This is a genomic window from Helicobacter canis (assembly GCF_008693005.1).
Lineage (GTDB): Bacteria > Campylobacterota > Campylobacteria > Campylobacterales > Helicobacteraceae > Helicobacter_B > Helicobacter_B canis.
On record NZ_VXKE01000021.1, the window covers coordinates 55,775 to 79,856 of the forward strand.

General features: G+C 46.1%; 28 protein-coding genes. 5 read left to right on the forward strand and 23 right to left on the reverse strand.

The genetic code is table 11. The features are described 5' to 3' along the window. Positions 1–15: 15 nt before the first annotated feature. Both F4V45_RS07265 and dsbI read left to right on the forward strand, forming a co-directional pair. The gene (locus tag F4V45_RS07265; protein WP_150337688.1) at positions 16–678 is read left to right on the forward strand and encodes a thiol:disulfide interchange protein DsbA/DsbL; all 663 of its coding nucleotides are present in this window, start codon (positions 16–18) and stop codon (positions 676–678) included. A gap of 22 nt (positions 679–700) precedes the next feature. Further along, positions 701–1,330 (forward strand): protein-disulfide oxidoreductase DsbI, encoded by a 630-nt coding sequence (dsbI, locus tag F4V45_RS07270; RefSeq protein WP_150337689.1) that lies wholly within the window; start codon positions 701–703, stop codon positions 1,328–1,330. Here dsbI and obgE read toward each other — a convergent pair. The 5 genes from obgE to F4V45_RS07295 all read right to left on the reverse strand — a co-directional run bounded on the left by obgE (position 1,311) and on the right by F4V45_RS07295 (position 4,064). Continuing rightward, entirely contained in the window at positions 1,311–2,381 is a 1,071-nt protein-coding gene (obgE, locus tag F4V45_RS07275; protein ID WP_150337690.1) for a GTPase ObgE, read from the reverse strand. The two genes, dsbI and obgE, sit on opposite strands and share 20 nt — an antisense overlap. Positions 2,382–2,409: 28 nt before the next feature. Then, positions 2,410–2,910, reverse strand: a complete 501-nt coding sequence (locus F4V45_RS07280; protein ID WP_150337691.1) for a DUF2059 domain-containing protein — start codon at positions 2,908–2,910, stop codon at positions 2,410–2,412. Between the two features lie 79 nt (positions 2,911–2,989). Further along, positions 2,990–3,253, reverse strand: a complete 264-nt coding sequence (gene rpmA / locus F4V45_RS07285) for a 50S ribosomal protein L27 (RefSeq protein ID WP_023930407.1) — start codon at positions 3,251–3,253, stop codon at positions 2,990–2,992. Between the two features lie 9 nt (positions 3,254–3,262). Further along, positions 3,263–3,574: a 50S ribosomal protein L21 gene (gene rplU, locus F4V45_RS07290; RefSeq protein ID WP_023930408.1), complete on the reverse strand. Its 312-nt coding sequence runs from the start codon at positions 3,572–3,574 to the stop codon at positions 3,263–3,265. Positions 3,575–3,677: 103 nt separating this feature from the next. After that, entirely contained in the window at positions 3,678–4,064 is a 387-nt protein-coding gene (locus tag F4V45_RS07295; RefSeq protein ID WP_150337692.1) for a RidA family protein, read from the reverse strand. Between the two features lie 81 nt (positions 4,065–4,145). On the opposite strand from F4V45_RS07295, the gene F4V45_RS07300 reads away from it, so the two are divergent. Further along, a complete protein-coding gene (locus F4V45_RS07300; protein WP_150337693.1) occupies positions 4,146–4,769 on the forward strand; it encodes a hypothetical protein in 624 nt (207 codons plus the stop codon). Between the two features lie 78 nt (positions 4,770–4,847). Here the strand turns inward: F4V45_RS07300 and F4V45_RS07305 are convergent, their stop codons facing one another. From F4V45_RS07305 to F4V45_RS10015, 10 genes are all read right to left on the reverse strand, one after another. Beyond that, on the reverse strand, positions 4,848–5,225 hold the full coding sequence (locus F4V45_RS07305) for a type II toxin-antitoxin system VapC family toxin (protein ID WP_150337694.1): 378 nt from the start codon (positions 5,223–5,225) through the stop codon (positions 4,848–4,850). Further along, entirely contained in the window at positions 5,209–5,496 is a 288-nt protein-coding gene (locus F4V45_RS07310; protein WP_150337695.1) for a hypothetical protein, read from the reverse strand. The genes F4V45_RS07305 and F4V45_RS07310 overlap by 17 nt, the downstream gene beginning before the upstream one ends. Positions 5,497–5,634: 138 nt before the next feature. Next, positions 5,635–5,934 (reverse strand): type II toxin-antitoxin system RelE/ParE family toxin, encoded by a 300-nt coding sequence (locus F4V45_RS07315; protein WP_150337696.1) that lies wholly within the window; start codon positions 5,932–5,934, stop codon positions 5,635–5,637. Then, complete coding sequence (locus F4V45_RS07320) at positions 5,915–6,139, reverse strand: hypothetical protein (RefSeq protein ID WP_150337697.1); 225 nt, start codon at positions 6,137–6,139, stop codon at positions 5,915–5,917. The genes F4V45_RS07315 and F4V45_RS07320 overlap by 20 nt, the downstream gene beginning before the upstream one ends. 27 nt (positions 6,140–6,166) lie before the next feature. After that, entirely contained in the window at positions 6,167–6,385 is a 219-nt protein-coding gene (locus F4V45_RS07325; RefSeq protein ID WP_150337698.1) for a hypothetical protein, read from the reverse strand. A gap of 8 nt (positions 6,386–6,393) precedes the next feature. After that, positions 6,394–6,645, reverse strand: coding sequence for a hypothetical protein (locus F4V45_RS07330; RefSeq protein WP_150337699.1), 252 nt, complete (start codon positions 6,643–6,645; stop codon positions 6,394–6,396). Positions 6,646–6,719: 74 nt separating this feature from the next. After that, complete coding sequence (locus tag F4V45_RS09610; RefSeq protein WP_211362730.1) at positions 6,720–10,250, reverse strand: Eco57I restriction-modification methylase domain-containing protein; 3,531 nt, start codon at positions 10,248–10,250, stop codon at positions 6,720–6,722. Continuing rightward, positions 10,198–10,488: a hypothetical protein gene (locus F4V45_RS07340; RefSeq protein ID WP_150337700.1), complete on the reverse strand. Its 291-nt coding sequence runs from the start codon at positions 10,486–10,488 to the stop codon at positions 10,198–10,200. Before F4V45_RS07340 ends, F4V45_RS09610 begins: the two co-directional genes overlap by 53 nt. Further along, complete coding sequence (locus tag F4V45_RS09805; RefSeq protein WP_246145288.1) at positions 10,488–10,823, reverse strand: hypothetical protein; 336 nt, start codon at positions 10,821–10,823, stop codon at positions 10,488–10,490. The genes F4V45_RS07340 and F4V45_RS09805 overlap by 1 nt, the downstream gene beginning before the upstream one ends. Continuing rightward, positions 10,820–14,062 carry a helicase-related protein gene (locus F4V45_RS10015; protein ID WP_150337701.1) on the reverse strand — a complete coding sequence of 1,081 codons (3,243 nt, stop codon included), beginning with the start codon at positions 14,060–14,062 and terminating at the stop codon, positions 10,820–10,822. The genes F4V45_RS09805 and F4V45_RS10015 overlap by 4 nt, the downstream gene beginning before the upstream one ends. 76 nt (positions 14,063–14,138) lie before the next feature. Here F4V45_RS10015 and F4V45_RS09615 point away from each other — a divergent pair, with 76 nt between their 5' ends. Beyond that, complete coding sequence (locus F4V45_RS09615) at positions 14,139–14,309, forward strand: hypothetical protein (RefSeq protein WP_210670628.1); 171 nt, start codon at positions 14,139–14,141, stop codon at positions 14,307–14,309. A gap of 104 nt (positions 14,310–14,413) precedes the next feature. On the opposite strand, the gene acnB is transcribed toward F4V45_RS09615, so the two are convergent. From acnB to rpmH, 8 genes are all read right to left on the reverse strand, one after another. Next, on the reverse strand, positions 14,414–16,984 hold the full coding sequence (gene acnB, locus F4V45_RS07355; protein WP_150337702.1) for a bifunctional aconitate hydratase 2/2-methylisocitrate dehydratase: 2,571 nt from the start codon (positions 16,982–16,984) through the stop codon (positions 14,414–14,416). Between the two features lie 164 nt (positions 16,985–17,148). Further along, positions 17,149–17,862 carry a di-trans,poly-cis-decaprenylcistransferase gene (locus tag F4V45_RS07360; RefSeq protein WP_150337703.1) on the reverse strand — a complete coding sequence of 238 codons (714 nt, stop codon included), beginning with the start codon at positions 17,860–17,862 and terminating at the stop codon, positions 17,149–17,151. Positions 17,863–17,902: 40 nt separating this feature from the next. Next, positions 17,903–19,270 (reverse strand): tRNA uridine-5-carboxymethylaminomethyl(34) synthesis GTPase MnmE, encoded by a 1,368-nt coding sequence (mnmE, locus tag F4V45_RS07365; protein ID WP_170235206.1) that lies wholly within the window; start codon positions 19,268–19,270, stop codon positions 17,903–17,905. A gap of 17 nt (positions 19,271–19,287) precedes the next feature. Continuing rightward, positions 19,288–20,046: a Jag N-terminal domain-containing protein gene (locus tag F4V45_RS07370; protein WP_150337705.1), complete on the reverse strand. Its 759-nt coding sequence runs from the start codon at positions 20,044–20,046 to the stop codon at positions 19,288–19,290. Between the two features lie 15 nt (positions 20,047–20,061). Continuing rightward, positions 20,062–21,786: a membrane protein insertase YidC gene (gene yidC / locus F4V45_RS07375; RefSeq protein WP_150337706.1), complete on the reverse strand. Its 1,725-nt coding sequence runs from the start codon at positions 21,784–21,786 to the stop codon at positions 20,062–20,064. A 93-nt stretch (positions 21,787–21,879) separates the two neighbouring features. After that, complete coding sequence (yidD, locus tag F4V45_RS07380; RefSeq protein WP_246145309.1) at positions 21,880–22,278, reverse strand: membrane protein insertion efficiency factor YidD; 399 nt, start codon at positions 22,276–22,278, stop codon at positions 21,880–21,882. Positions 22,279–22,284: 6 nt separating this feature from the next. Then, a complete protein-coding gene (gene rnpA / locus F4V45_RS07385) occupies positions 22,285–22,884 on the reverse strand; it encodes a ribonuclease P protein component (RefSeq protein ID WP_150337708.1) in 600 nt (199 codons plus the stop codon). Positions 22,885–22,898: 14 nt separating this feature from the next. Then, positions 22,899–23,033, reverse strand: coding sequence for a 50S ribosomal protein L34 (rpmH, locus tag F4V45_RS07390; protein WP_084330947.1), 135 nt, complete (start codon positions 23,031–23,033; stop codon positions 22,899–22,901). 173 nt (positions 23,034–23,206) lie between these two features. On the opposite strand from rpmH, the gene F4V45_RS07395 reads away from it, so the two are divergent. Then, entirely contained in the window at positions 23,207–23,947 is a 741-nt protein-coding gene (locus F4V45_RS07395; protein ID WP_150337709.1) for a hypothetical protein, read from the forward strand. The last annotated feature ends 135 nt before the right edge of the window (positions 23,948–24,082 follow it).

A 24,082-nucleotide genomic window follows, 5' to 3' on the forward strand; every position in this document is an offset into this window, starting at 1 on the left:
CATCAAGGAGATTGTATGAAGAATTGGCTAGGGGCTAGATTATTAGGCGTGCTTTTTTTGTGTTTGGCTGGTGTGAAGCTTGTGGGGGTAGAGATTAGAGAGGGGGTAGATTATTTCGTGCTTAAAACCCCTATCTCAAATGCGGAAAACTCCGTGATTGAAGTATATAGCTATGCGTGTCCATTTTGCTTTAAATACTCAAAAATCCTGCCACAAATCATTGAAAAGCTCCCAGATGGAGTAGAGTTTAGACCCTATCATTTAGAGCAAAAGGGCGACTATGGCAAGGTGGCTAATAAGCTCTTTGCCGTGCTGCTTGTTAAAGACAAGCGCGCTGGGATTGGAGCTAGTGATAAAAATTCATCATTCTATAAGGCGGAGAGTGCATATTTTGAGGAATACCACATCAATAAAAATCGCTGGAAAGATGGCAAGGATCCGCAAGGCTTCCTAGAAACAGGGCTTAAAGCAGCGGACATTAGCGAGAGTGATTATTTGCAAGCACTTGAAGATCCAGAGGTGAAAAAGCTTCTTAAAGCTTGGGAGGCTAGCTATGATATTGCCATTATCCAAGGTGTGCCGGCGTTTGTGGTCAATGGCAAATATCTCATCAAAATAAGCGAGCTAAAATCCCTTGATGATTTGGGCGAGAAGATTACAGAGCTTTTAGCGCGCTAGATTCTATCTCTTTGGATTTGGTATGAAGCTAGCTCATAAGCTCGCGCTGTGTTTGCAGGAATGGCAAGGCAAGCGCGCAGGGTGGATTCTACTAGCTGGGGTGAGCTTGGGGCTTGTGGTGCTCTCACACTATGTGCTGCAAGTGTATGGCTATATGCGCCCTTGTGAGCAGTGTGTGTATATCCGCTATGCCTTTATAGTGCAAGCCTTTGGCGCGCTCATCATCGCGCTTGCACCTAGAAGTGCGCTAGCCTTTGGCATAGGTGGTGTGTGTATGCTCTATGCGGGTGTTAGGGGGATAATGTCTGCTTGGCAGCTACATAGAATCCACACTGCTATCCATAGCGATGAGGTGGTGTTTGGCGTGCGCGGGTGCTCAATGGAGGCGCACTTTGACTTTGGGCTACCTTTGGATCGCTGGCTGCCAGAGTGGTTTGCTCCAAGTGGGGACTGCGGGCTTGATGCACCTATAATCCCAAGCGGCGTAGTGCTTAGTGGCGTGCAAAAAGCCTTTGTCGAGCTCTATGCAAATGGCTGGTATCTCCTGCCTAGATGGGAGATTGGCACGATGGCGCAGTGCTGCTTGCTTGTATTTGGCGTGTGTGTGGCGATTATAGCGGCGTGTGTGTGGCTTAGGCTATGGAGTCGCTAGATTCTAGTGCTCTTTGGAGAGAGAATCTAAGTGTATCGGTGTTGGTATGCGCCACAGAAGAGACGCCTAAGATGAAGTGCGGCAAATGCGGCAAGTCCGCCCCGATAGATTCTAGGAGTATGGGCTTAGATATATCTAAATCCTGCGGGATTGGCTGCGCAAACGATCCTAGCAAAGCAGCAAACTTGCTAGAGAGATCTTGCGCGACATCAATTTTGCTAATAATAATCCCAAATGGACGCGTGCTAAGATCTGCACTAAAGCTTGCAAGCTCTTTTGCCAAGTGGCTATACTGCGTGCTTGGGTCTTTTAGCCCATCTAGCACAAAGAGCAAAAACTTCGTGCGCTCAATATGCTTCAAAAACTCCAGCCCAAGCCCCTTCCCTTGGCTTGCTCCATCGATAATCCCCGGAATATCTGCCATCACAAAAGAGCGCAGCTCATCGACTTCCACCACGCCTAAATGCGGGGTAAGGGTTGTAAATTCATAGTTTGCTACTTCTGGTCTAGCATTAGAGAGCGTGGAGATAAGGCTAGACTTCCCAGCATTTGGATAGCCTACAAGCCCTACATCAGCGATGAGTTTTAGCTCTAGGCGCAAGTGTAGTGAAGCACCGGGTAAGCCTTTTTGCGCGTAGGTTGGAGCTTGATTGCTCGCATTTTTGAAGCGAGAGTTGCCTAGCCCACCCTTGCCACCTTTAAGCAGTAGCACTTCTTTGCTAGGAGAGTCTAAGTCTGCGAGCAGCTCTCCGCTCTCATAGTTGAAAACTTGTGTGCCTAGCGGGAGCTTTATGATGAGATTTGCTCCACTTTTCCCTGTGCAGCGGCGTGCGCCACCGGGTGCGCCGTGCTGGGCTTTGTGGTGCTTTTTGCCACGGAAGTTTGAGAGCGTATCGGCATTGTTATCAACACATAAGACAACATCGCCCCCCTTGCCGCCATCGCCGCCATCAGGTCCGCCCTGTATGACAAACTTCTCTCGCCTAAAGCTCACCGCTCCAGCACCGCCATTCCCAGAAGCGACAAAAATATCCGCACTATCGATAAACATCAGCTACCTTTAGCCACTTTATAAGTAGCTATTTTTTGGACTCTGCTAGGATTTGGTGGATTTGGGACTCCATTTTGGGGAAATATTGGATCACCATAGCTTGGGCTAGCTCTTGAGAGTCTCTAAGAGTCGCCACTGCATTATTAGCCAACTTTTTGCCAGCTGGGGTTTGATAGAGCGCGATTAGATCGTTTAAGTCTTGCTCTGTGTAATACTTATGATAAAGCAGCAGTATTTGGCTCTCTAGATCTTTTGCTATGCTAGAGAAAGTATCGCGCACAATGCGAGTAACTTTGTCCTTTTGGGCTTTGGTTATATCTTGCCCTTTTGTGATTTGTGCGATGATCTGCTCTGCGGCTTTACCATCGCTTATGTCTTTTAGCATAGCATTGCTTTGAGAGATTTCTAGGAACTTCTCAAAGGTTTTTTTATATGACGCGCTAGGGGCTGCTTGCTCGGCATATAGTGGCGCAGATATAAGAAAAAGGGCGCATACAAAGCGAGCGATAAGGGATAAAGTGGGTTTCATAGAAGCTCCTTGGATCGTATATGTAGGTAATAGACTCGCGTAGAGTGTGCGAGCAAAGTTGGGAGAGCACTCCTAGATTCTAGGAGTTAGCAGCTGGGATAACAGAGACTTTCTTGCGCTCTTTGGTCTTCTGTGAGAATTGCACGACCCCATCGATGAGCGCGTAAATGGTGTGGTCTTTGCCGATCCCTACATTATCTCCGGGATGGACTTTAGTCCCCCTTTGGCGGATAATGATATTGCCAGCGCGGACAAACTGCGAGCCAAACTTCTTAACGCCTAATCTTCTCCCTGCAGAATCTCTGTTATTCTGGGTGCTTCCTTGACCTTTCTTGTGTGCCATTGTTGCTCCTTATTTTGTAATGCTTGTGATTCTCACGCGTGTGAAATCTCGGCGGAATCCACGCTTGGTTTTACTATCTTTTCTTCTGCGTTTTTTGAAAGTGATGACTTTCTTCCCGCGACCTTCGTTGATCACTTCAGCTTCTACCTTCGCTCCTTTGACAAAGGGCGTGCCCACTACGATAGACTTGCCATCGTGCAGGGCTAGGACTTCTTCAAAGCTGATTTTTGACTTTGGCTCAAGGCTTAGTTTATCAAGCAGGATAATGCTTCCTTGCTCTACCTTGTATTGCTTGCCTCCATTCTTCAAAATCGCATACATTGTGTTTCCTTTGTGTAATGTGCTAGCTTCATATCAAGCGCGTAAGCTGCAAGGGCGCGATTATAGCTGTAAAATGTTTGCATTTTGCTTAATTAGTGCAAGGTTAGGCTTGTGCTTTTAGGGCGATGACTTCTACTTCTACTAGCGCGTCTTTGGGCAGAGATTTGACAGAGATCGTGCTGCGCGCGGGCTTATGTGCGCCAAATGCCTTGGCATAGACTTCATTAAACACCGCGAAATCCCCCATATCAGCCAAAAAGCAAGTAGTCTTTAGCACATACTCAAGCCCAGAGCCGCTCGCTTCAAGCACTGCTTGGAGATTGCGCATAACCTGCTCGCTTTGCTCTTTTATCCCACCTTGGACAAACTCGCCATTAGCTTGCAAGGCGATAGAGCCAGAGGTGAATATCAAGTCTCCAAGCCCCATAGCCTGCGAGTAGGGACCTATGGCTTGTGGGGCATTTGGTGTGTGGATAGGGTAGGGCTTCATCGTTGATCCTTGTGTTATAGTTTAGTGGAGTGCGCGCGAGTTTTAGTATATAATCGCTTAACAAATTATTAAAGGATACAAATGTGTAGAGTGATATTAGCGGCTTGCCTTTGGGTAGCTTGCGTGCTTGGTGCGCAGGGTCAAGCGGGGCGTATAGATTCTACTTCGGGCTTAAATGATGGGGCAGGGGTAGAATCTAGCGCTGCGTCTTTAGAAGATAGGGTGGAGATCATCGACTATAAGCGGAGCAAGATTCTAGGCTTTATGATCGTGCGCAATGGTAATATCATTAAGCGTGTGCTCTTTAAAGAGCCTATATCGCTTGGGCAGCCAGAGCAGGCTTCCACCCAGCCAAGCCCTGCAGAGCAGCCAAAGCCCGCGCAAGAGCCAAGCCAAGCAAACGCGCCCACTTTGCCAAAGCCCCTAGAATCTAAACAAGCCACCCCAAAGCCCAAAGCCACCCTGCCAAAAGCAAGCGATACAGATGTGCAAGCCACGCAGACTATATATGAGCATCAAGTCTCCAATGCACCAAAAGATACTAAAAGCCCTGCCAAGCGCGCGCCTAAGGCATCTTCTGGGATCGCGCAAGAAGTCGGCGTAGAATCTACACGCATAAATCCCACCTATAAAAATCGCCAATGGGATAAGAAGCACATTATCCACGACATTAGCACAGAAGAAGTCATAGAGATTGAGAGATAGTCTCTGGCTAGGGGTTAGCGCGCGACTTTGGATTCTAGCTTTTATGCACCAAGCTAGCTAAGGGCAAGGCAGTAGCCCTTAGCATTTATCTAAATCTTTATCAAAACTTAGCTTTTCGTAGTGCTGCACTTTGCATTTGGCACAAATGAGTGCATCAATGAAATCTATATGCTTATGCTCTATGATATTGAGCGTTTCAATAAGTATGGCTTTATCTCTATTTGCCACGCCTTCAAGGCAAAGGATAGCCTTTAAATCCTGTAAGACTTCAGCTTCATCAATCTTGTAAAACTTTGTTAGGACAAAATACGCCTCCATTAGCACTTCGCTTAGAATCTCAGCTTGAATCTCGCCATTTTCTATCTGCCTAAAATACTCACTGCTTAATGCCAAATGCTCATCATTATCGCCGATCAAAAAGCGAATGATGATATTTGTATCAATGAGATAGACCATATTTCTCCCCCAAAGCTTCAAGCATAGCTTTTTGTTTTATGTCCTTTAGGCTTTCTATGCTTGTGTTTTGCAGATCTTTTTCTCTCCCTTGCGTTACTTGACTTTTATATTTGCCTGCAAGCTTTTTAGCGACAGAATCTCTAGCGTGATTTGCTGGATATACAATCGCTAATACCTGATGCTTTCTTTTATCCACAATCTGCATAGATTCTTTTAGATTAGAAAAAATCGCCGTGTTTTTTTGAATCTCGCCAATCCCTACGCTAAGCATTATCGCCCCTTTTATATAAAATGTCAGGCATTATACATAAAATTGTAAAACAAAGGGTTTTGCGTCTTTTTAAAACTTTTTGTCAAATACACTTTATGCACTAGAGTAAGCTCTCTTTTTCAAGCTCTGCTTTTGCCTTTAGATTCTAGGGTTGGTTTGGGGTTGATATAGTAGCTCACATCTCCCATAGATTTTGCTTATGATTCCTAGCACATCGATGCTATCGCTAATGACAAACACCACCACAAAGCCCTTAAATATCAGCTCACGCACACACTCATCATTGGCGATAGGAGTATGGCATAGCAGGTATGCCCTTGATTTTGGTAAGCAAAGCAGCCTTAAACGCCCTAGACTCTGGGGCTTATCCTTAGTGATATGCTCGGTGATTTTCTTAAGCTCGGCGACAAAGCGTTGGCTAAAGCGAAGGCGTTTCATACTTGGCTATGCTTGCTTCTAGCTCGTTTTCTAGCTCCACGCTATCGACAAAGGCTAACTCCCCTGCCTTATATGCCTCATAGTCCTTTTGCGCCTGTGTGATATAGCTTTCATCTTTGATGATTTCTAGCTTATTATTGACAGAGCGTAGCTGCTCTATGCTCTGCAAGGTCTTTTCATCGACATTTTTTAGCATTAGTGTCATTGGCTTTCCTTTGGGCTTTTGTGGTGCTTAGATTCTAGCATTAGTTTTCTTAGAATCTATGGTGGCGATTTCATCGTTTGTGAGATTGTAGAGTGTATAGACTAGGCTGTCGATTGTGGATTCTAGCTCTTTTTGCTTATGGATTGCCGCGCCGATTTCATCGGCTCGCAATGACGGAAAAAGGGCATTATCACTAAAACCTATATTTCTGTCATTGCGAGCGAACTTGTCCGCGCGGCAATCCATAGTAGAATCTAGCTTGGATTATTTGCCAAAAACTCTTTACCTTTTTGTGTAATGCAAACTTCTGCTATGACATATACTAGATATCCACTCCCTGCTCGATTGCTACTAATTTTGCATTGAATATAATCTTTTTGCAAAAGCTGTTTCAGTGTTTCTACAAGTTCTTCTTTTTCTCTTGTGTCGGCTACAATTTGCCCATAGCTAAATGCTTTTAGTCCGCCTTCGGATTTGGTGTTGATGTCTGTGAGAATGTGTTTCATTGTATCTCCTTATGTAAATATTTTTAAGGCTATCGCCTAAGCTTTTACTGAAACCAAATAATTAAAATTATCTTTTACATATTAACCTCCTTTTCTATGGTTTGTATCTCATCATTGCTTAGGTTATAGAGTTTATAAACTAAAGAATCTATCTCGTTTTGTAGTGGCTCTTTGTCGTGGGTGGTTATTATGGATTTTACCTTTTGGCTGATTTGCTCGTATAAGTGTTGGTTGCTAGAATCTAGCTTTGGTATAGGTAGTTGCTTTTGCTGGTCTGGGTAGAAATGCAGCCCATCGTGTAAAAGCTCTTTGACATAGAATTTAATCAGTTTAGAATTTAGCACCCCTTGTAAAAATAATAAATCATAGCCCTTAGATAAAGCTATTTTTTCTTTAGTTATGAGCTTTTTGGGTGTGGGGTGTGTGGTGGATTCTAGGTCTTTCCACAGCAGGATACAGCACATAGAATCATTGCAAAATCTACCCTTATCATCATAGACAAAGTTTATATTTCTCACATCGCCTAAAGTTCTGCCACACATAAGCTTTGTAGGTGTGAAAAGCTGTTCAAACATTGCGTTGTAAAATTTGCTAGGCTGGTAGTCTAGGTAGTCGTGGTGGTGGATAGTGTAGGGGGATAGATAGGTGTCTTTAGATTCTATATAGGGCTTTGCGTTGCCTTGTGGGGTTTGGTGGATTACATCTTTTTTCTTTAGTTTTGGATTCTTTGCATTGCCGCAGGGTCTGCAACCATAGCTGACAAAACATATATCACTTAAGGCGTGGGATTTTGCTTTGATAGATTCTAGGAATGCTAGTTTTTCATCTGTGAGCGATAAGCGGAAATTATAAAAATCAGTGGTTTTGAAAATCTCTTGGCATATAGATTCACAAATATTTTGTGTAAAAGAATCATAATCAGCACGCGTATAAATGTCTTTGACTTCTATGTGATTGTTTGGCGTGGATTGTTTGCTGGCTATGAGTATGCAGGTATCTACATTAGCACTTGCAAAAACATTGATATTAAAATTTATGATTTTGTGAAGTGTGTTTGCTAGGAATAGTTCTCTTAGCTTTAGCCCATATTCTTGGGATAGGAATTTGTTTGAAGTGATGTAGCTTACAATGCCTTTGTGGTTTAGCATTTTCAAGGCTAATTCATAGAAAAATACATAAATATCTGTTTTCTTATGGGCGGTTTTGAAAATATGGCGATTATCTTTGATGACTTGGGGCATATTTTCGCTGGATATATACGGCGGATTGCCAATTACGATGTCAAAGCCGCTTAGTCCAAACATATACTCGCTGTCAAAAAACTCTGCCACAGAGTGTGGGTCGTAGGGATTCCATTGTGTTAGGGGGCTTTCGCCTTGGGCGTGTAGGATAAGGTTTCTTGCTATGTGGGCGGCGGTCTCTAGGTAGGATTGCTTAAGGCTCTCTCTTTTGCTTAGGTCTGCGCTGAAGTTATCTTGGCGGATAGATTCTAGCTTGTGCTTGTCGGCTTGGTAGCCATCATACTCTAGCATAGAGTCTTGGGGCAGGGGGAGCAGGGAGTTGGCACTTAGGAATTTAAACTCTAAGTTTGGCAGGGGCTTGATGTCTTTGGGGGCTTCTTCTAGGATAAGCGATAGGAAGCAGCGCAGGCGGGAAATCTCTGTCGCCATAGGCTGAATGTCTATGCCGTAGATGTTGCTCTGCAGTATTTCTAGCTTGCGCGTGTAGGGGGAGCGGGTGTCGCCTAGAATCTCGCCTAGCTCTAAAAGCTCCTGCATAAGCCCTATGGGGAAGGCTCCGCTGCCACAGGCTGGGTCTAGGACTTTGAGCGATTGTAGGGCGGATAGGATTTGGGGGTGTGCTTGTGGGGGTAGGTGGCTTGGGTCGTGGTGGAAGATTAGGGCGTGGATTGCTTTGGCTATCGCACTAGAATCTACTTTTTTCGCGTTATTGCTAGATTCTAGCTTTGCTTGGGATAAAGTCTTTTCAAGGGGGGACAGGGGGGCTACTTGCGAAGCGTCCCCCCTTATCCCCCCTTTGACCCCCCAATCCCCCTGCACGCTTTCAAGGTTGCACGCTTTGCGTGCGCCATTGATTTGATTGGATTCTGCTTGCGCAGAATTGGATTGCTTCGTGGATAAATCCACTCGCAATGACGATTGTTGCTCGGCTCGGCTTTCTTTTTCAAGGATTCTAAGATTTGCGGTGGGGCTTTCTAGGGCTGTCCGCTCGCGGCAGGATTTTTGAGATAAAAATGGGGCTTTGCAAGGCGAGTCAAGGGATTTACCTAAAGCGGTAATGACCGCAGGCTCGCCGCCGCAATCGCCATTTTTAGCCAAAAAGCCAACGCGATCCCCAAAAGCTGAATCCATTTTAGTGAGTAAAAATTGGTAGAGAGAGCTTCTACACATATACCGCACTATCTCTCTCGGCGTATAGTAACTCCCTGTCGATTTGCGCAGTGAAGCGGTAGAGTCCTTGCGATTGTCAGTAAATAGCTCGCTTAAAAGGCTCTCAAACACTAGCCCTAAAAGCTCTGGGTTTAGCCCTACTTCTTGGGAGTCTGGGGTGGATTCATCGATGCTGAAGTGGTAGCTTTCAAGCAGGGTAAAAAGCTCGGCTAAGGGGGCGTTGGGGACTTTTAGGGTGGCGTGGTAGGCGGTGGGCTTTTGCGGGGAGTAGAAGTCGCTTGCCTGTGGGGCGAAAAGCCCGCCATTTAGGTAGGGTATGTGATCTAGCAAGGTGGCGATGTGTGGGTCTAGTAGGGCGTAGTCGCGGGCGTCTCTTGGGGTGTTTAGCGTGGAGAAAAAGAGCGGCTCTAGGACTTCGTGGTAGTAATTGTCGCTTAGAGTGGTGCTAAATATGGCTTGGTCTATCACGCCCTTTTTTTCTAGGAATTTGCAGAAAAGGAGGCGAGAGAGGAGGCGGAGGGCAAACTCGCGCTTGGTGTTGTCGCTGGAGTCTGCGTTTTTTGGATTGCCACTAGAATCTACTTGGGATTCTGTGGGGAGCTGGATAGAGTCTATAAGCGTGATAAAAATCCCTACAATCTCTTTGTAAAACTCTTTGGTTACAGGCTCTAGGGAAAAGGCTTCTTCTAGGGCTTGCTTGCTCTTGGCTTGGGAGTCTATGAGCGTTTGAAGCTGCTTTTGTGCGGTGTGGGTGGGGATAGAATCTCCTAGCACGAAGCTTTGGCGGCTTGGGTTGGAGAAAGTCTCTGCATTTGCCGCTAGGTCATAGCCCTTGCTAACAAGGCTTAAGCGGAACTCTTGCGGGGCTTGCTTGTCGTAGAATACCGCTAAGATAGCGGAGAGATACTCGCCATCTACTTGGGATTTTAGTAGCTTGGCTAGCTCTTTGTGTAGGGTGATTTTGGCATTGGTCGAAGTGGTATCAAATGCGAAAACCCCTATGGTGTGGGAGTCTGCTAGGGTGATTGGCTCGCAGATTTTGGTGTAAGTGCGGATTATATGTCCGTTTTTGTAGGGGGTGGGTGCATCTTGGTAGAAGTTTATCTCATCATCGCTTGCGAAAGTCTCTTTGATAAAGTCTCTAAAATGTGCAAACTTGTAAGGGGCTTGGATAAAGGTCTCTAGGCTGCTCATTGGGGTCTCCTTTGTGTGGTTTTAGCGTTGGCGTTGGGCTGGTGGATTCGGCTTTGCGCGATAAATCTTTGACTGCTTCGTGCGTGCTGCGGTTACATACGCCAAGTATGCGCCCTTGCACGCGCTCGCAAAGCAAAGATTTCTCATCGCAAAACAAGGGATACCGCTCGCCGCTAGGCGATGTTTCTTTAGAAATCCTAGAATCCTGTTGTGTTTTTAAATTTGTTGCGCTTTTCATCAAAAATCCTGCCGCCTGCGGCTGATTAGACTTTGGGCGGTTTGAGTGAAAAACCTAGAATCCACTTTTTGCGATTTGTCTTTGTGGATTGCCGCGGTCGCTTCGCTCCCTCGCAATGACGATTTTTCTTCTTCTAGGATTCTAGGAGTTGCGGTGAGGCTGTGGTAGCTTTGCGAAAATTGGGGAAGGTTAGCGAACTTGGCGTTCGTGCCTTTCACAAAACAAGGGACACCGCTCGCCGTAGGCGATGTTTCTTTAGTAATTTTCGCAACACTGCCGCATTGCTCGCCCAAGACCGAATCCCCCTTAGAAAAAGTGGATTCTAGGGCGATCATTTCTCTGCCTTTGTAAAAGCAGTGATACTTAGCTCTATATCTGGCTTTTTTGTGGAGGTTGGGCTTGGTTTTTGGTCTTGCTTGGGGTGGGGTAGGGTCTTAGCGATTTGCAAGATTTCTTCTAAGCTGGCTTTGTCGATGTTTTGGGCTAGATTGGCGTGGCTGCCTTGCTTGATAGCGTGCTCTAGTGCTTCTCTATCGTGTTTTGGGATTTGGTCTTGGAGACTTTTAATCTTGCTTATGGCTTTGGAGGCGTGTTTGTCGCTTTTGCTAGATTCTAGTAGCGGGGCTTTTGGCGGCGCGCTAAAGGTGTCAATGGCTCTATGGATATGCCTATAATGCACATCTAGCTGGGTTTTGGAGGCTTGGTGCTTTGGGGAAGTTATATGACTTTGTAAAAAATCTAGCATATCAAATACAGAGCATTCTCTAGCTACTTCTTCTTCTATGAGATTGTGCTTAGACTCTTGTATGTGATATGGAGCGAAGATATTGCTATCTTTGTGAGTGGATTTTAGGTAGGCGTAGCTTATATCCTGCTCTTTGGTTTGTATGAAGCAGCGGGATTTGTTGGGCAGGGACTCTATCTTTTGGAACGCTTGCCTATCGCTATGGTAGAGATCTTTTAGAGCCTTTTTGTGTGCTGTCTCTTGGCTTACATCTTCTTTTTGAAGTTTTATGCTTTTGTCAAAGAGCTTTTTGCTGTCAAACTCTTCGCCTTCATCATAGATGGCAGAATCTTCGCCCAAAGTGTAGTGGAAGCTTTGGATCTTTTGGCTAGCGATGGCGCGGATATGGATAATGGAGTCTGTGAAGTAGTCTGGCTTGAAGTTGTAGATATGGATTTGCTTATGGGGTGTGCCTATGCGATTGATCCGCCCTATGCGCTGCATAAGGCGCGTGGAATTGTAGGGGGTATCATAATTTATAATAATATTAGCGCGGTGGAGGTTGATACCCTCTGCTAGGACATCTGTGGTGATGATTATTCGCTTGTCATTTTGCTGCTTATTTTCTGGGTAGTTGGCATCAAAGTTTGCTCGTATGCTAGATTCTAGCTCATCGCGGTTGCCCCCGTGGATATGCAAAATCGTGTCGCGTAATTTTGGGAGCGACTCTAGCTTGGTGGTTAGATACTCGCTACTTGTCCTTGCTTCTGTGAAGATGACGATTTTTGCACTTTGGAGCTCTTCAAGCTTTTTGACAAGTGCGTCAAGCTTTGGATCTTGCTTGATTGCTTCCCACTCTTTAAGGAGACTTTCTAGGGCTTGTTTATCTCGCTCTAAATCTTCCTTATATTCTGGCTTAAAATCACTTTGAGAAGGATCTTTGCTAAAGTGTAGTGAGAATACCCTGTCCTTTTCTTCAAGCTTGTTTAGGGCTTCTAGGGAGTCATCACTATCACTCTCAATTAGCTCGTAGAATTTATCTAAGTTGTTGGACTCCTTGGGGATTCTAGCTACTCCTTGCTCTAGCATTTTTAGCATTATGTCGTGGGCTTTTATGATTGTGTTCAAAGTGGATTTAAAGGCAGCGATACTAGAATCAAAGCGTTTAAATAAAAGCTTTTGTATAAATCCTTGTAGCTGCTCGGCACTTGTTTTATAGTATCTTTCATCGTGGCCTTTACCATAGGCTTGCATATACTTTTTTTGCCCCTGTGGAGTGAGATTGGGGAAGAGTAGATAGCGTTTGTATTGGTAACCACCTAGCGCGCCTTGCTCGTTTTGCTCTAGGAATCTGATCGTGTCGCTGGCTAGATTATGTGAGACTTCATCAAGATTGTAAGTCAGCTCTTGTGGTGGGGTAATCTCTGGGAATATGAGACCTTGCTTTTGCTTGTCTTCTTGATAGAATAGCTCTATATCTGCCCTAGTGCGGCGTATCATAATGCGTAGTAGCAAATTGTCGCGCAGTCTATCGCCTAGCTCTTTTAGCTTGCTTGTGTTCTCTTGTAGGAGCGGGCTAGAATCTAGCTTATCGCTAGGGGTGCTTTCATAAATTTCTTTGCGCTTTTGCTGCAGCTCTGTAAATTCACTATTGATTTTTGTCAAAAAGCTCTCCAGCACTCTGCCATTAAGCAGCTCTGTGTCTCTCCCATTGCGGAAAAGGTAGATTTGATTGGCTAGCTCTTGTGGGTGGTTGTTCTGCGGGGTGGCAGAGATTAGGATCAGCTTTTTATCGTGCTTGGAGCGAGATTTGACTATGTGCTGTAGATTCCGGTATTTTTGCGTGCTAGTTGTGCGAAATCTATGGCTCTCATCAGTTATTACTAGCTCGATCTCATCGATATAGTCTTGTGGGATATTGTGGAGATTGTCTGGGGTCTGTATGTTGTAGTTTGCTATGGCTATTTCATCAATGTGCTTTTGCCAGCTTGTTTTCACTTGTTTTGGGCAGATGAAGAGAATCTTGCCCTGTAAGATTCCATCGATTTGCAGCTTTCTGGCAATCACGCAGGCGATGAGCGTTTTACCAAGTCCTACGACATCGCTTAGAAAAAATCCATTGTATTTTTGCAGCTTTTCTATGCCTTCTTGCACGGCATCGATTTGGTATTGGTAGGTGGCATAGCCCTTAAATAAGGCGTTTATGCTTGTGTCTTGCTGTAAAAATCCCTTACCAAAGTAGCATAGTAGGAGCTTGTAGTAAAGCTCTCTTGGTGTGATGGTTTGCAAGTAAGTGCCCTTCTTGCTTTGGGCTATGTCTTCGGCACTTAAGGGTAGGGCATTTTCCCAAAGTTGCTCAAACTCCCATTTTGCAAAATCCAAATCCCTAGAATCTGTGGTTTTTAGATTAAACTCGTAGTTTTTCTCTAAGCCATTGTGACTTAGGTTGCTACTGCCTACGATGAGAGAGCCTATACATTCATCGCGATTTTTTACGCTGGAATACTGCTGCTTGTAGAAGAGATAGAATTTGGCGTGGGCGTTCTTCTCCCGCACGATGCGGATTTGGATTTGCCCAGATTTTATGGCACTACTTAGTGCAGATATGGAGTCTTCTACCTCGATTTGATAAGACTCTTTGTGGTTGATATGATTTCTTTGCTCTTGGTAGAAAAGCTCTTTAAATGGCTTTTCTTGCATATTTGGGTCGATATTTGTAGCTTGCAGCTCATAGATAAGCTTATCGACATTAAGCCCTACAAGCAGGCGGATAGAAGTAAGCTTGGCGTAGCCTTTGCTTTTAAGAAGCTTGTGGAGCTGGATAAAGCCACTTATGCGGAAGTATCCCATAAGAAACGCCAAGCTATCGATGTTGGCATCTTTTAGGGAGTGCTCGAACTGATTGAGTAGGGTTTTTGCACCTTGATTGGTGGCGCAGTTGGAGTCGTGGGGATTTTGCCCTGTGGGGTGGGCTGCTTGGCTCTGGCGGGCTGGCTTAGTGGGGGCTGAAGTGGATTCTAGGGCAGAATCTAGGCTAGATTCTAGCTTGGGGCTGCTACTTTGCTGCTGCCCCCCCCCAATCGATTTTTCGCAGTAGTGCTAGACTCTTGCAAATGCTTCATCGCTTGAAATGCTCCTTAAGGGTGTGGGTCTTGGATTGTGGGCTAGCTTTAAGCGCGGGTGCGCTTAAAGCTGGGAGAGTTATAGGGCGAAGTCTTTGATCTTGTCAAATTCTAGGTATTTATAGACTTTGGCAGTGTTTTGCCCTAGCTTTTGTGGGACGATTTGGAGATACTCTTCAAGGCTGGGGAGTCGCCCAAGCTTCGCGCACACCGCACCTAGCTCCGCACTTCCTAGATACACTTGCGCGCCCTTGCCCATACGATTGTCAAAGTTTCTTGTAGAAGTGGAGAATACCACGGCATTATCTTTCACGCGCGCTTGATTGCCCATACACAAGCTGCAGCCGGGCACTTCGATCCTAGCACCCGCTGCGCCAAAGAGCGAGAAGTAGCCCTCATCGCTTAGCTGCTTAGAATCCATCTTTGTAGGAGGCACAAGCCAAGTGCGTGTGGCAGACTGCCCTTCGTTTTTCATAATCTCGCCAAATGCCCTAAAATGCCCGATATTTGTCATACAGCTACCGATGAAGACTTCATCGATATTTTTGGGGCGTTTAGGATCAGCTAGAATCTCGCTCAAAGTGGCTACATCATCTGGGTCATTTGGGCAGGCCAGGATAGGATCTTTGATCTCACTTAGATCAATCTCAATCACCGCAGCATACTCGGCATCTTTATCCGCTCTTAGGAGCACAGGATTGTTGATCCACTCGCGCATTTTCTCTGCGCGGCGCGCTAGGGTCTTGGCGTCGCCATAGCCGTCTTTGATCATTGCGTTGATGAGAGAAATGTTAGATTCTAGGTATTCGATAATGGGCTCTTTGTTTAAGGCGATGGTGCAAGCTGCCGCACTGCGCTCGGCACTCGCATCACTTAGCTCAAACGCCTGCTCGACTTTAATGTCTTCAAGCCCTTCGATTTCTAGGATTTTGCCGCTGAAGATGTTCTTTTTGTTTTGTTTGGGGACGGTTAGGAGCCCTTGCTTGATCGCATAGTAGGGGATCGCATTTACAAGATCGCGCAGGGTGATGCCCGGATTCATCGTGCCTTTGAAGCGCACAAGCACAGATTCTGGCATATTGAGTGGCATAGAGCCTGTAACTGCCGCAAAGGCTACAAGCCCACTCCCTGCTGGGAAGCTAATGCCAATGGGGAAGCGAGTGTGTGAGTCTCCACCTGTGCCAACGGTGTCTGGCAGGCAGAAGCGATTGAGCCACGAGTGGATCACGCCATCTTTAGGGCGCAGGGCGACACCGCCACGATTGCGCATAAAATCTGGCAAAGTCGCTTGCAAGCTCACATCAGCAGGCTTGGGGTAGGCTGCTGTGTGGCAGAAGCTTTGCATTACAAAATCCGCGCTATAACTTAGGCTAGCAAGCTCTTTGACTTCATCGCGTGTCATCGCGCCAGTGGTGTCCTGGCTACCCACGGTTGTGGCGATTGGCTCGCAGTATTCACCTGCGCGCACGCCATCTTTCCCACACGCACGACCGACCATCTTTTGCGCTAGGGTGAAGCCTTTTTGGCTAGATTCTGGCTGGGCTGGTTTGGCAAATTGCTCAAACTCGCCTAGCCCTAGGAATTTGCGCGCTTTGTTGGTAAGCCCCCTACCGATGATAAGGGGGATCCGCCCGCCCGCGCGGATTTCATCAAAGATCGTGTTTGGACTTAGGCTAAAGGTGCTCACTACCTCGCCATTTTTGATGATCTCGCCGCTATAAGGCTTAAGGGTGATAATATCGCCTTCTTTAAGCTCATCGACATTTGCCACCACTGGCAGACAACCGCTATCTTCACAAGTGGCGAAAAAGATGGGCGCGATAATGCTGCCTATCACAAAGCCACCGCTTTTTTTGTTTGGCACATAGGGAATGTCATTGCCAAAGTGCCATACGATAGAGTTGCAAGCAGACTTGCGGCTGCTGCCTGTGCCCACTACATCGCCGACATACACGACGCTAGCACCATTATCTTTAGCGATTTTTTTGATATTTTCTATGCGTGCTTCGTAGTTTTCAACGCGGCTTTTTAGCATAGCTTTAGCGTGCAAGGGTATATCACTCCTTGTGAAAGCATCGCTCGCTGGGCTTAGGTCATCGGTGTTTGTCTCGCCATCGATTTTAAGCACGGCAAGCTTGATCTCTTGTGGCAGGGCGTCTTTGTGGAGAAACCACTCTGCATTTGCCCACGACTCGATGATTTCTTTAGCCAGCGGGGAGGTTTTAGACATTTGGGCGATGGTGTCAAAGGCGTCATAGATAAGTAGCGTGTGCTTGAGCCCATTGGCTGCGGTTTTTGCCACTTGCTCATCGCTAGATTCTAGGGCTTTGATAAGGTAGGGGACATTGTATCCACCTAGCATTGTGCCAAGTAGCTTTGCTGCAAGATCTGGGGAAATACTCTTGCAGGACTTGCCTGCGATAATCTCTCCTAGAAACTCCGCTTTAAGCTTAGCTCCTTCATCGACACCCGGGCTTACGCGATTGCTCAAAAGATCTAGCGCGAAATCTTGCTGCTCCTTGCTAGCACTAGAATCTAGCAGGATTTTGATCACTTCGCTAACTTGTGCTGGGGTAAGTGGAAGTGGCGGGACTCCTTCTTGCGCTCGCTCCTGTAAAGCCTTGTTGTAATCCATGATAAATGCTTGCATAGGTCTATCTCCTTTCTTTTCTTCAAGCTACCACGCCTACGCTAGGGCGATAGCTTGCTTTGGGATTGCTTAGTATAGCAAATCTTGCGCTATGCTAAGTTTAATTATTTCTTAACTTTTTGTGCGTTTGAAAGTTTTACACGCTCTGGCGATGGCGGCTATGATTAGAGTGCGCCAAATCGCCTTGTGCGCGCGCGGAAGTCATCGATGATAGCAGCTAGCTCATCGGTGCCAAAATCTGGCCAAAGTGTCTGGCTAAAGGCGAGCTCCGCATAGCTTGCTTGCCAAAGTAGAAAATTAGAGAGTCGCTGCTCGCCCCCTGTGCGGATCAGTAAATCCACATCAGGCATATCTGCGGTATCAAGCGCAGCACTAATGGCAGATTCTAGGGCTTTGGCTGCTTCTTGCGGGCTTTGGCTGCGATCAAGTGCGCCATCTAGTAGAATCTTGTGGCAAGCTCTTGCGATCTCATTGCGCGAGCCGTAGTTTAGGGCTAGGGTTTGGGTTAGGGTAGTGTAGTGGGAGGTGGCAGACTCTAGGTCAAGGATTAGGTGCTTTAGCGGCTCGGAGAAAAAGCCTATATCCCCAATCGCGCGGAATCTAATGCCATTATCGTGGTAGGTCTTTGCCTCATCGCGCAAATATCGCTCTAGGAGCTTCATAAGGAAATCGACTTCTGTTTTGGGGCGATTCCAATTCTCTGTGGAGAAGGCATAGAGTGTAAGATGGGCGATATTGTGCTTGGCACACCAATTTGTGATAGTGCGGACATTGCTCGCACCCTTTTTGTGTCCTGCTTGTCGCCCCTTGCCCTGCAGCTGCGCCCATCTGCCGTTGCCATCCATAATAATCGCTAGATGATTTAGGGAGTTTTGCATATATGTCCTTTGGTAGTAGAATCTACTTTCGCTTCTGGTGCTACTTGCCTAGGCAAAACTGCCCAAACATACTATCGAGCACTTCTTCACTATTGTAGGGGTGAGTGATAAAGCCTATGGATTCTAGGGCGTCTTTGATATGGTAGGCGAAAAGCTCTAGCTCTAGGGACTCTAGCTTGGCGCAGGCTTTGTGGATATGTGCTTGTGTTTGTGCGATTGCTTCTTGCTGGTAGGGTGCGCTTAGGATAATGTCTTGGTAGGATTCTTGCGCTAGGGCTTGAGTGATCGTGCTATAAAGTGTGCTAGCAGTCTCTGGCTTATTGAGCGCGTTAATGGCTATGGCAGCAGAGCTAGAATCTAGCTTGTGTAATGCGGCAGTATCAAGCATAGCTGGCAAGTCGCATTTGTTGATTATGGGGAGTATGGTGGGGGGGCTTTGGCGGCTTGTGCTCTCTTCTTGCACGAGTGCTATTATCGCTTCATCTTGTGGGTCTAGCGGACTTGAGCCATCAAAAACGACAAGGATTATACTTGCTTCTTTTAGGGCTTGCAGGCTCTTTTCTATCCCTTTAGATTCTAGGGAGTCATCGCTTGCGTGTATGCCAGCTGTGTCAATGAGCCGCACACGATGAGAGCCTATAAGTAAGTCTTCTTCGATCCTATCGCGTGTCGTGCCTGCTATGGGGGAAGTTATAGCGCGGTCATAGAGCAAAAGCGCATTAAGTAGGGAGGACTTGCCTACATTTGGCTTGCCAATAAGACAGAGGCTATGTCCTTGGCTTGGGCGTGCTTTAGAAAAGGTGTAGATATTGTTTAGGCGTGTGGCAAGGGACTCTAGCATAGAGTGGATTCTAGTGATAATATCGCTTGGAATGTCTTCTTCACTATAATCAATCATCACTTCTGTGTGAGCTAGCGCGCTTATAAGACTTGCGCGCACTTGCTCTACAAACGCCCCTAAGTCGCCTTTGAGCTGCTTTAAAAGCGCGCTTTGGAAAGAAGCGTCCCTTGTAGTAATCATCTGGGCTATGGCATTTGCTTGGGCGAGATCAAGCCGCCCATTTAGATACGCACGCTTGGTAAATTCTCCAGCTCTAGCGACTCTAGCTCCTAGCAGTAAGCACTCATTAAGCACCCTGCGCCCGATGATGTCTCCGCCGTGGCATTGAAACTCGATCACATCTTCACCCGTGTAGCTTCTAGGAGCTTGGAAATATAGCACGATCGCTTCATCAAGCAGCGCGCCTTGCGTGTCATAGAGCAGGCTTAGTGTCGCATATCGCGGAGTAAATGCGGGCTTTTTGGTAATTGCTTGGGCGATTTGCTCTGCTTGCTTGCCACTTAGACGCACAATGCAAATCCCGCCAACACCGCTAGGAGTAGCAATGGCGACAATTGTATCTTGCACTATAAACCTACTAGAATCTAGCGATAAAAATCGTTGATGATGATATATCGCTCATTTTGCGCATTTTGGCGGAAAGAGATGTATTTATCTGGGAATGTATCGCGCAGCTTTTTAAGCGCGATAAAGGCTAGAATCCCATCAAGCGGCTTTGTCTGGGCTTTTCCCTCGCGGCGCACTTCATTGACAATCCCCACTAGATATGCATCTATGGCTTCTTCTTGGTTTTGCAAAAATTGCGCGATTTCTAGGCGGATATTGTAGCCATAAGCTGGCTGAATCCAATTAAATAGCAAATACGATAGAGCTTTGTAGCGATAGCCCCTCTCGCCAATGAGCAGCGCAGAGTCTGCCCCATCTAGGAAAATATAGAGTGTTTGCGGATCGCTAAAGCTTACTTGAATGGTGCTGATTTTATAGGGCATAAAACTAAGCATTTCTTCAATGGCAGCAGTGATTTCGGCGATGATTTCATCTCTAGTTTGGAATGTCTGCTTTGGGGCTGGCTCTTTGATAAACTCTGATGCATCAAAAAACTCCGCACTATCGCCTTGCGCGGGCTTTGGCTTTTGCATAGCACTGCTAGGATTCTTGGGGCTTGGAGAAGTGGGCGTGCTTTTTGTCTGTGCGATGATGATTGCTGGCTTTTTAAACAGCCCTAAAAACCCGCTGGATTCATATTGGACCACTTCATATTCTAGCTCCGTTACAGAGCAGCCAAACTCCAAGGCTGCTTGGCTTAGGGCTTCTTGCAATGTAGGGGCGGTGATTTTTTTCATACTTTGTTGTTCCTTTTATTCCTTAGTGTCGGCTTTGGCGTGGTCTTTATGGGGCTTTTTGTGCTTGGCGATTTCTAGGGCTCTTTGCTTATCGATGATTTTGTTGATGACAAGTTGCATACCGATTGCAAAGATATTATTGATCGTCCAATACAGCACAAGTCCTGCTGGGAAAGTGATAAGGAAAAGCGTAAAGATAATGGGCAGGAGCTTGAAAATCTTTGCCTGCATAGGGTCTAGGGTATTTGGTGTGAGAGCTTGCTGGATATACATACTAACACCCATAAGAATAGGTAAGATGAAGTAAGGATCCATCACAGAGAGATCGTGTATCCATAGAATCCACTGCGAGCTTTTAAGCTCCACAGCATTATAAAGCACGCGATAAATAGCGAAAAACACAGGGATTTGCAGTAGAAGCGGCAAGCAGCCTCCTAGTGGATTTGCGCCGTGCTTTTTGTAGAGCTGCATCATATGCATTTGCATTTTTTGCGGATCGCCTTTATATTGCTCTTGGATTTCTTTCATTTTAGGCGTGAGATCCTTGAGCCGCTGCATACTCATAATACCCTTATAGCTAAGGGGGAAGAGAATCAAGCGCACGATGATAGTAAGCCCGATAATCGCCCAACCCCAATTCCCCATAAGCATATAGAGCCACTCCAAAAGCACGAACACAGGTTTGGCAAAAAAGGTGATAAGCCCATACTCCACGACATCAGTGAGCGGCTCGTAAATAGATTTTAGTAGCTGGTAGTTTTTGGGTCCTACATAGCCTTCTAGCTCGATATTAGAATCTAGCATAATGTAGGGGATTGGGTGCTTCTTGCTATCGCCTACGACTTGTGTGTGTAGCCCTCGCACATCGCGCGTGAAAAGCAGCGTAGTGAAGTAGCGATCAGATGCGGAGATAAAGGGCACTTGCGTGAAAGACTCACCCTCTGGCTTTGCATCTTTGTCTTCGATTTTTTCTATCGTGCCATCTAGTCCGCCGCTCTTTAGCACAACGCCGTGGAAGGCATAGCCATCATCATCAGCGATTGGGCGCATACCGCTTGAGAGTGCGTAAGGCGTGGGATTAGACATAGCGATATCTAGGGTGTATTTGAGCCCATCTTCATCGTAGAAAAACTGCAAAGTTTTGGTAACGACCATATTTGGCATTGCTTGTGTGAGTGTAAGTGTCTTTGGCGTGCCATCTTGGCTTAGATCAATTTGCGTGCTTGAAGCCTTATAAGCAGTGCTTGTAGCAAGGGAGTTTAGGGCTTGATCTTGGAAGCGGATTTCTAAGGGGAAAATGGCTTGAGGTGCGAGAAGCGGGAGCTTTTCTAGCGGTTTAGATTCTGTCCCGCTTATCCCAAAGAGCCAGCCCAAATGACTAAAGAACCCTTCTTGTCTTGGTGCGGTGAATTTCTTGTCTTTCAAATAGACTTGCGCTATGCGCCCTAGATCATCAATCTCCACTTCTACACTATTTGAAACAACACGCGAGATAATAGGGCGCACGGGTGCTTGCTGGAATGGGCTAGCTTGTGCGGCTTGATTATGCGTGAAGTTGGGGGAGTCTTGCTCTTGTGTGGTTTGGCTAGATTCTGCGCTCGCATTTTGTGCCGTGCTTTGTGTAGCTTTGTGCTGCTCTTTTTTGCTTGGATCTTGCACAAAGTAGCTATAGACTATGATGAAGATAAAGGAAATAACAACAGCAAGTAAAACTCTAGAGTTTGTATCGTCTTTTTTCATAAGTGTTCCTTAATATGTGCGTAGTATTGCGCATTTTAGTGCTGTGGTGGCAAGTGCGCTTGTGGGGGAAGTTTGTTGATGTATTGCGTGCATTTATACTCCTAGATGTGGGATAAGGATATAGCGACTTATTTGATCTTGGCTTTTTGCATCTCTGTGCGCTTCTGCTGGGATAAGCCAATAGCAAATACGCCCTATATGCGCTGGTGCGATATGCCTAGCAGGCAAGTGAAGTCGCGCAATGGAGCGGAGCTTGATGGTGGGATACTCTATGCCACCTTGGCTAAATGGCTGGCAGCGCGCAAGCCGATAGAGAATCTTTGGCAAAGCTCGTGCTAGATTCTCGTGTGCTAGGAGTAAATACGCATAATGCGAACAAGTAGGGTAGAATCTACAAGAGCTGCCAAGCAAAGGAGAGAGCAGAATCTTATAGGACTTCCACAGCGCAAATGCTATGCTCTTTTTTAGGCTATTTGGTTTTGCGTATCTCATCACAGGCTATACCATAGAATTTGGCTTGGAGTTTCTACCTAGCGCGCTAGGATCTATGCTTGGCTGCCAGCTTTTTAAATGCGTATTATAAGCTAGCCTTCCTATTTCTCCACTTCTTGCCTCTGTGTTTCTTGCTTTAGATTCTTTATCTCTAAAGTGTGTCTTTTTGCCGCTATGGTGGCTGCTGATTCTAGCGGGCTTGCTGCCTAAATGCTGCAAGATAAAGGCAAGTGTCTTGTGAAAAGACTCTTGCAGCTCTGCAAAGCTCATATCCGCTACCCCAACCTTAGCCACAAAGACTAAGCCAAAGCCATAAGCAATCTCCCTATGCTCCCTGCATAGCATTCTAATGCGGCGTTTTAGGAGATTGCGCGCTACGGCGTTGCCGACTTTGCGTGAGATACTAAGCCCAAGCCTAGAGAGATTAGCGGATGGCTTAGGGGTAGGATTCTGCTGGGTTTGGCTTAGGCGTGCTCGTGGATAGGCTGCTAGCTGCCCGAAATCGCTGGGTATTTTACACACATAGAGAGTGAAGCCCCTGCTATATCGCGAGAATCCGTGCTTATAGACAAAGTCAAATTCTTTTTTGGTTTTGAGTGAATCCATAATGCCTACTAGCGTTAGATTGCAAGTCGTTTGCGTCCTTTGGCACGCCTTGCATTGATGACTCGGCGACCATTTTTTGTTTTCATTCTCTCGCGGAATCCGTGTGTCCTCTTGCGTGGTGTGTTGTGTGGCTGATAAGTTCTCTTCATATAATCTACCTTTTCAAAATAGTGTAAAGGCTAGATTCTAGCATAGCTTGGCTTAGGTATAGCTTGAAATGGTATTTACCTTTGAGCCATAGTTTGAGTGTATTGTATTGGCAGCAAGCTTGTTGTATGATGAGAGCTGCAAAAGGCTATTTTATTTTGTAGGGGGTGTTTAAGTGGGTAGGATTGTTTGGGTGGTTTTACTGCTGTGTGTGGTCTGGCTAGGTGGGTGTGCGCGCTTTGGGATTACAGCGCAAAGCAAGCTAGAATCTAGCGCGGATATAAAGGGCTTGACACAAGGGGATATTTCCTACCAAAAAGGCGTGCAGATTCTGCGATCTAAGCTCGCTCACTCTAGTGTGCAAGTCGAGCTAGCGCAAAAGGACATCGCGCATAATGTGATTGTGCTCTACATCAGTGCGCAGCTTGCTAGAGAGCCTGCAAGCTCTAGTGCGCAAGTTTTTAGCCCAGCGCATATTCGTGCGTTTGTTGATGATGTGGCTTTAGAGATTTTAGACTATGAGCGATTGCGCAAAAGTGATTATGACTTCATTGATATTTTGCAAGACTTCAATATCCCCACACCCACACCTAGTGTAAATACCCAAATGGTGCATTACAATATCTCGCCATTTTACTATGTGGCAAGCCCGGGGTTTTTGTATTTCCCACTTATGGCAAGTCCATTTATGATAGAGTCTCCAAGCACAATCGCCTATGCCCAAGAGAAGCGCGGTGCGCTTAAGGTGCTGCTTATGAATGCTTTGCGAGAGTCTAGCTTATCAAGCACCAAGGCGCAAGGTGGCTTTGTCGTTATTGGGACTAAAGGGATCAAGGATAGTGGCACAATGATAGTGGAAGTGCGCATAGCAAATGAAGCGCATACATTTGCCTTTAGGCTAGAGAAATTGAGATAGCAGTATGAATCACACGCCATTTGATACGATTGTCAAAGCGCGAAATAATTACATAAAAAGTGTGCGCAAAGCTAAGCTACCTAGCGTGCCTAAGCCTAGTGATGTAGAATCTATAGATTCTACTAAGAGTGCCGC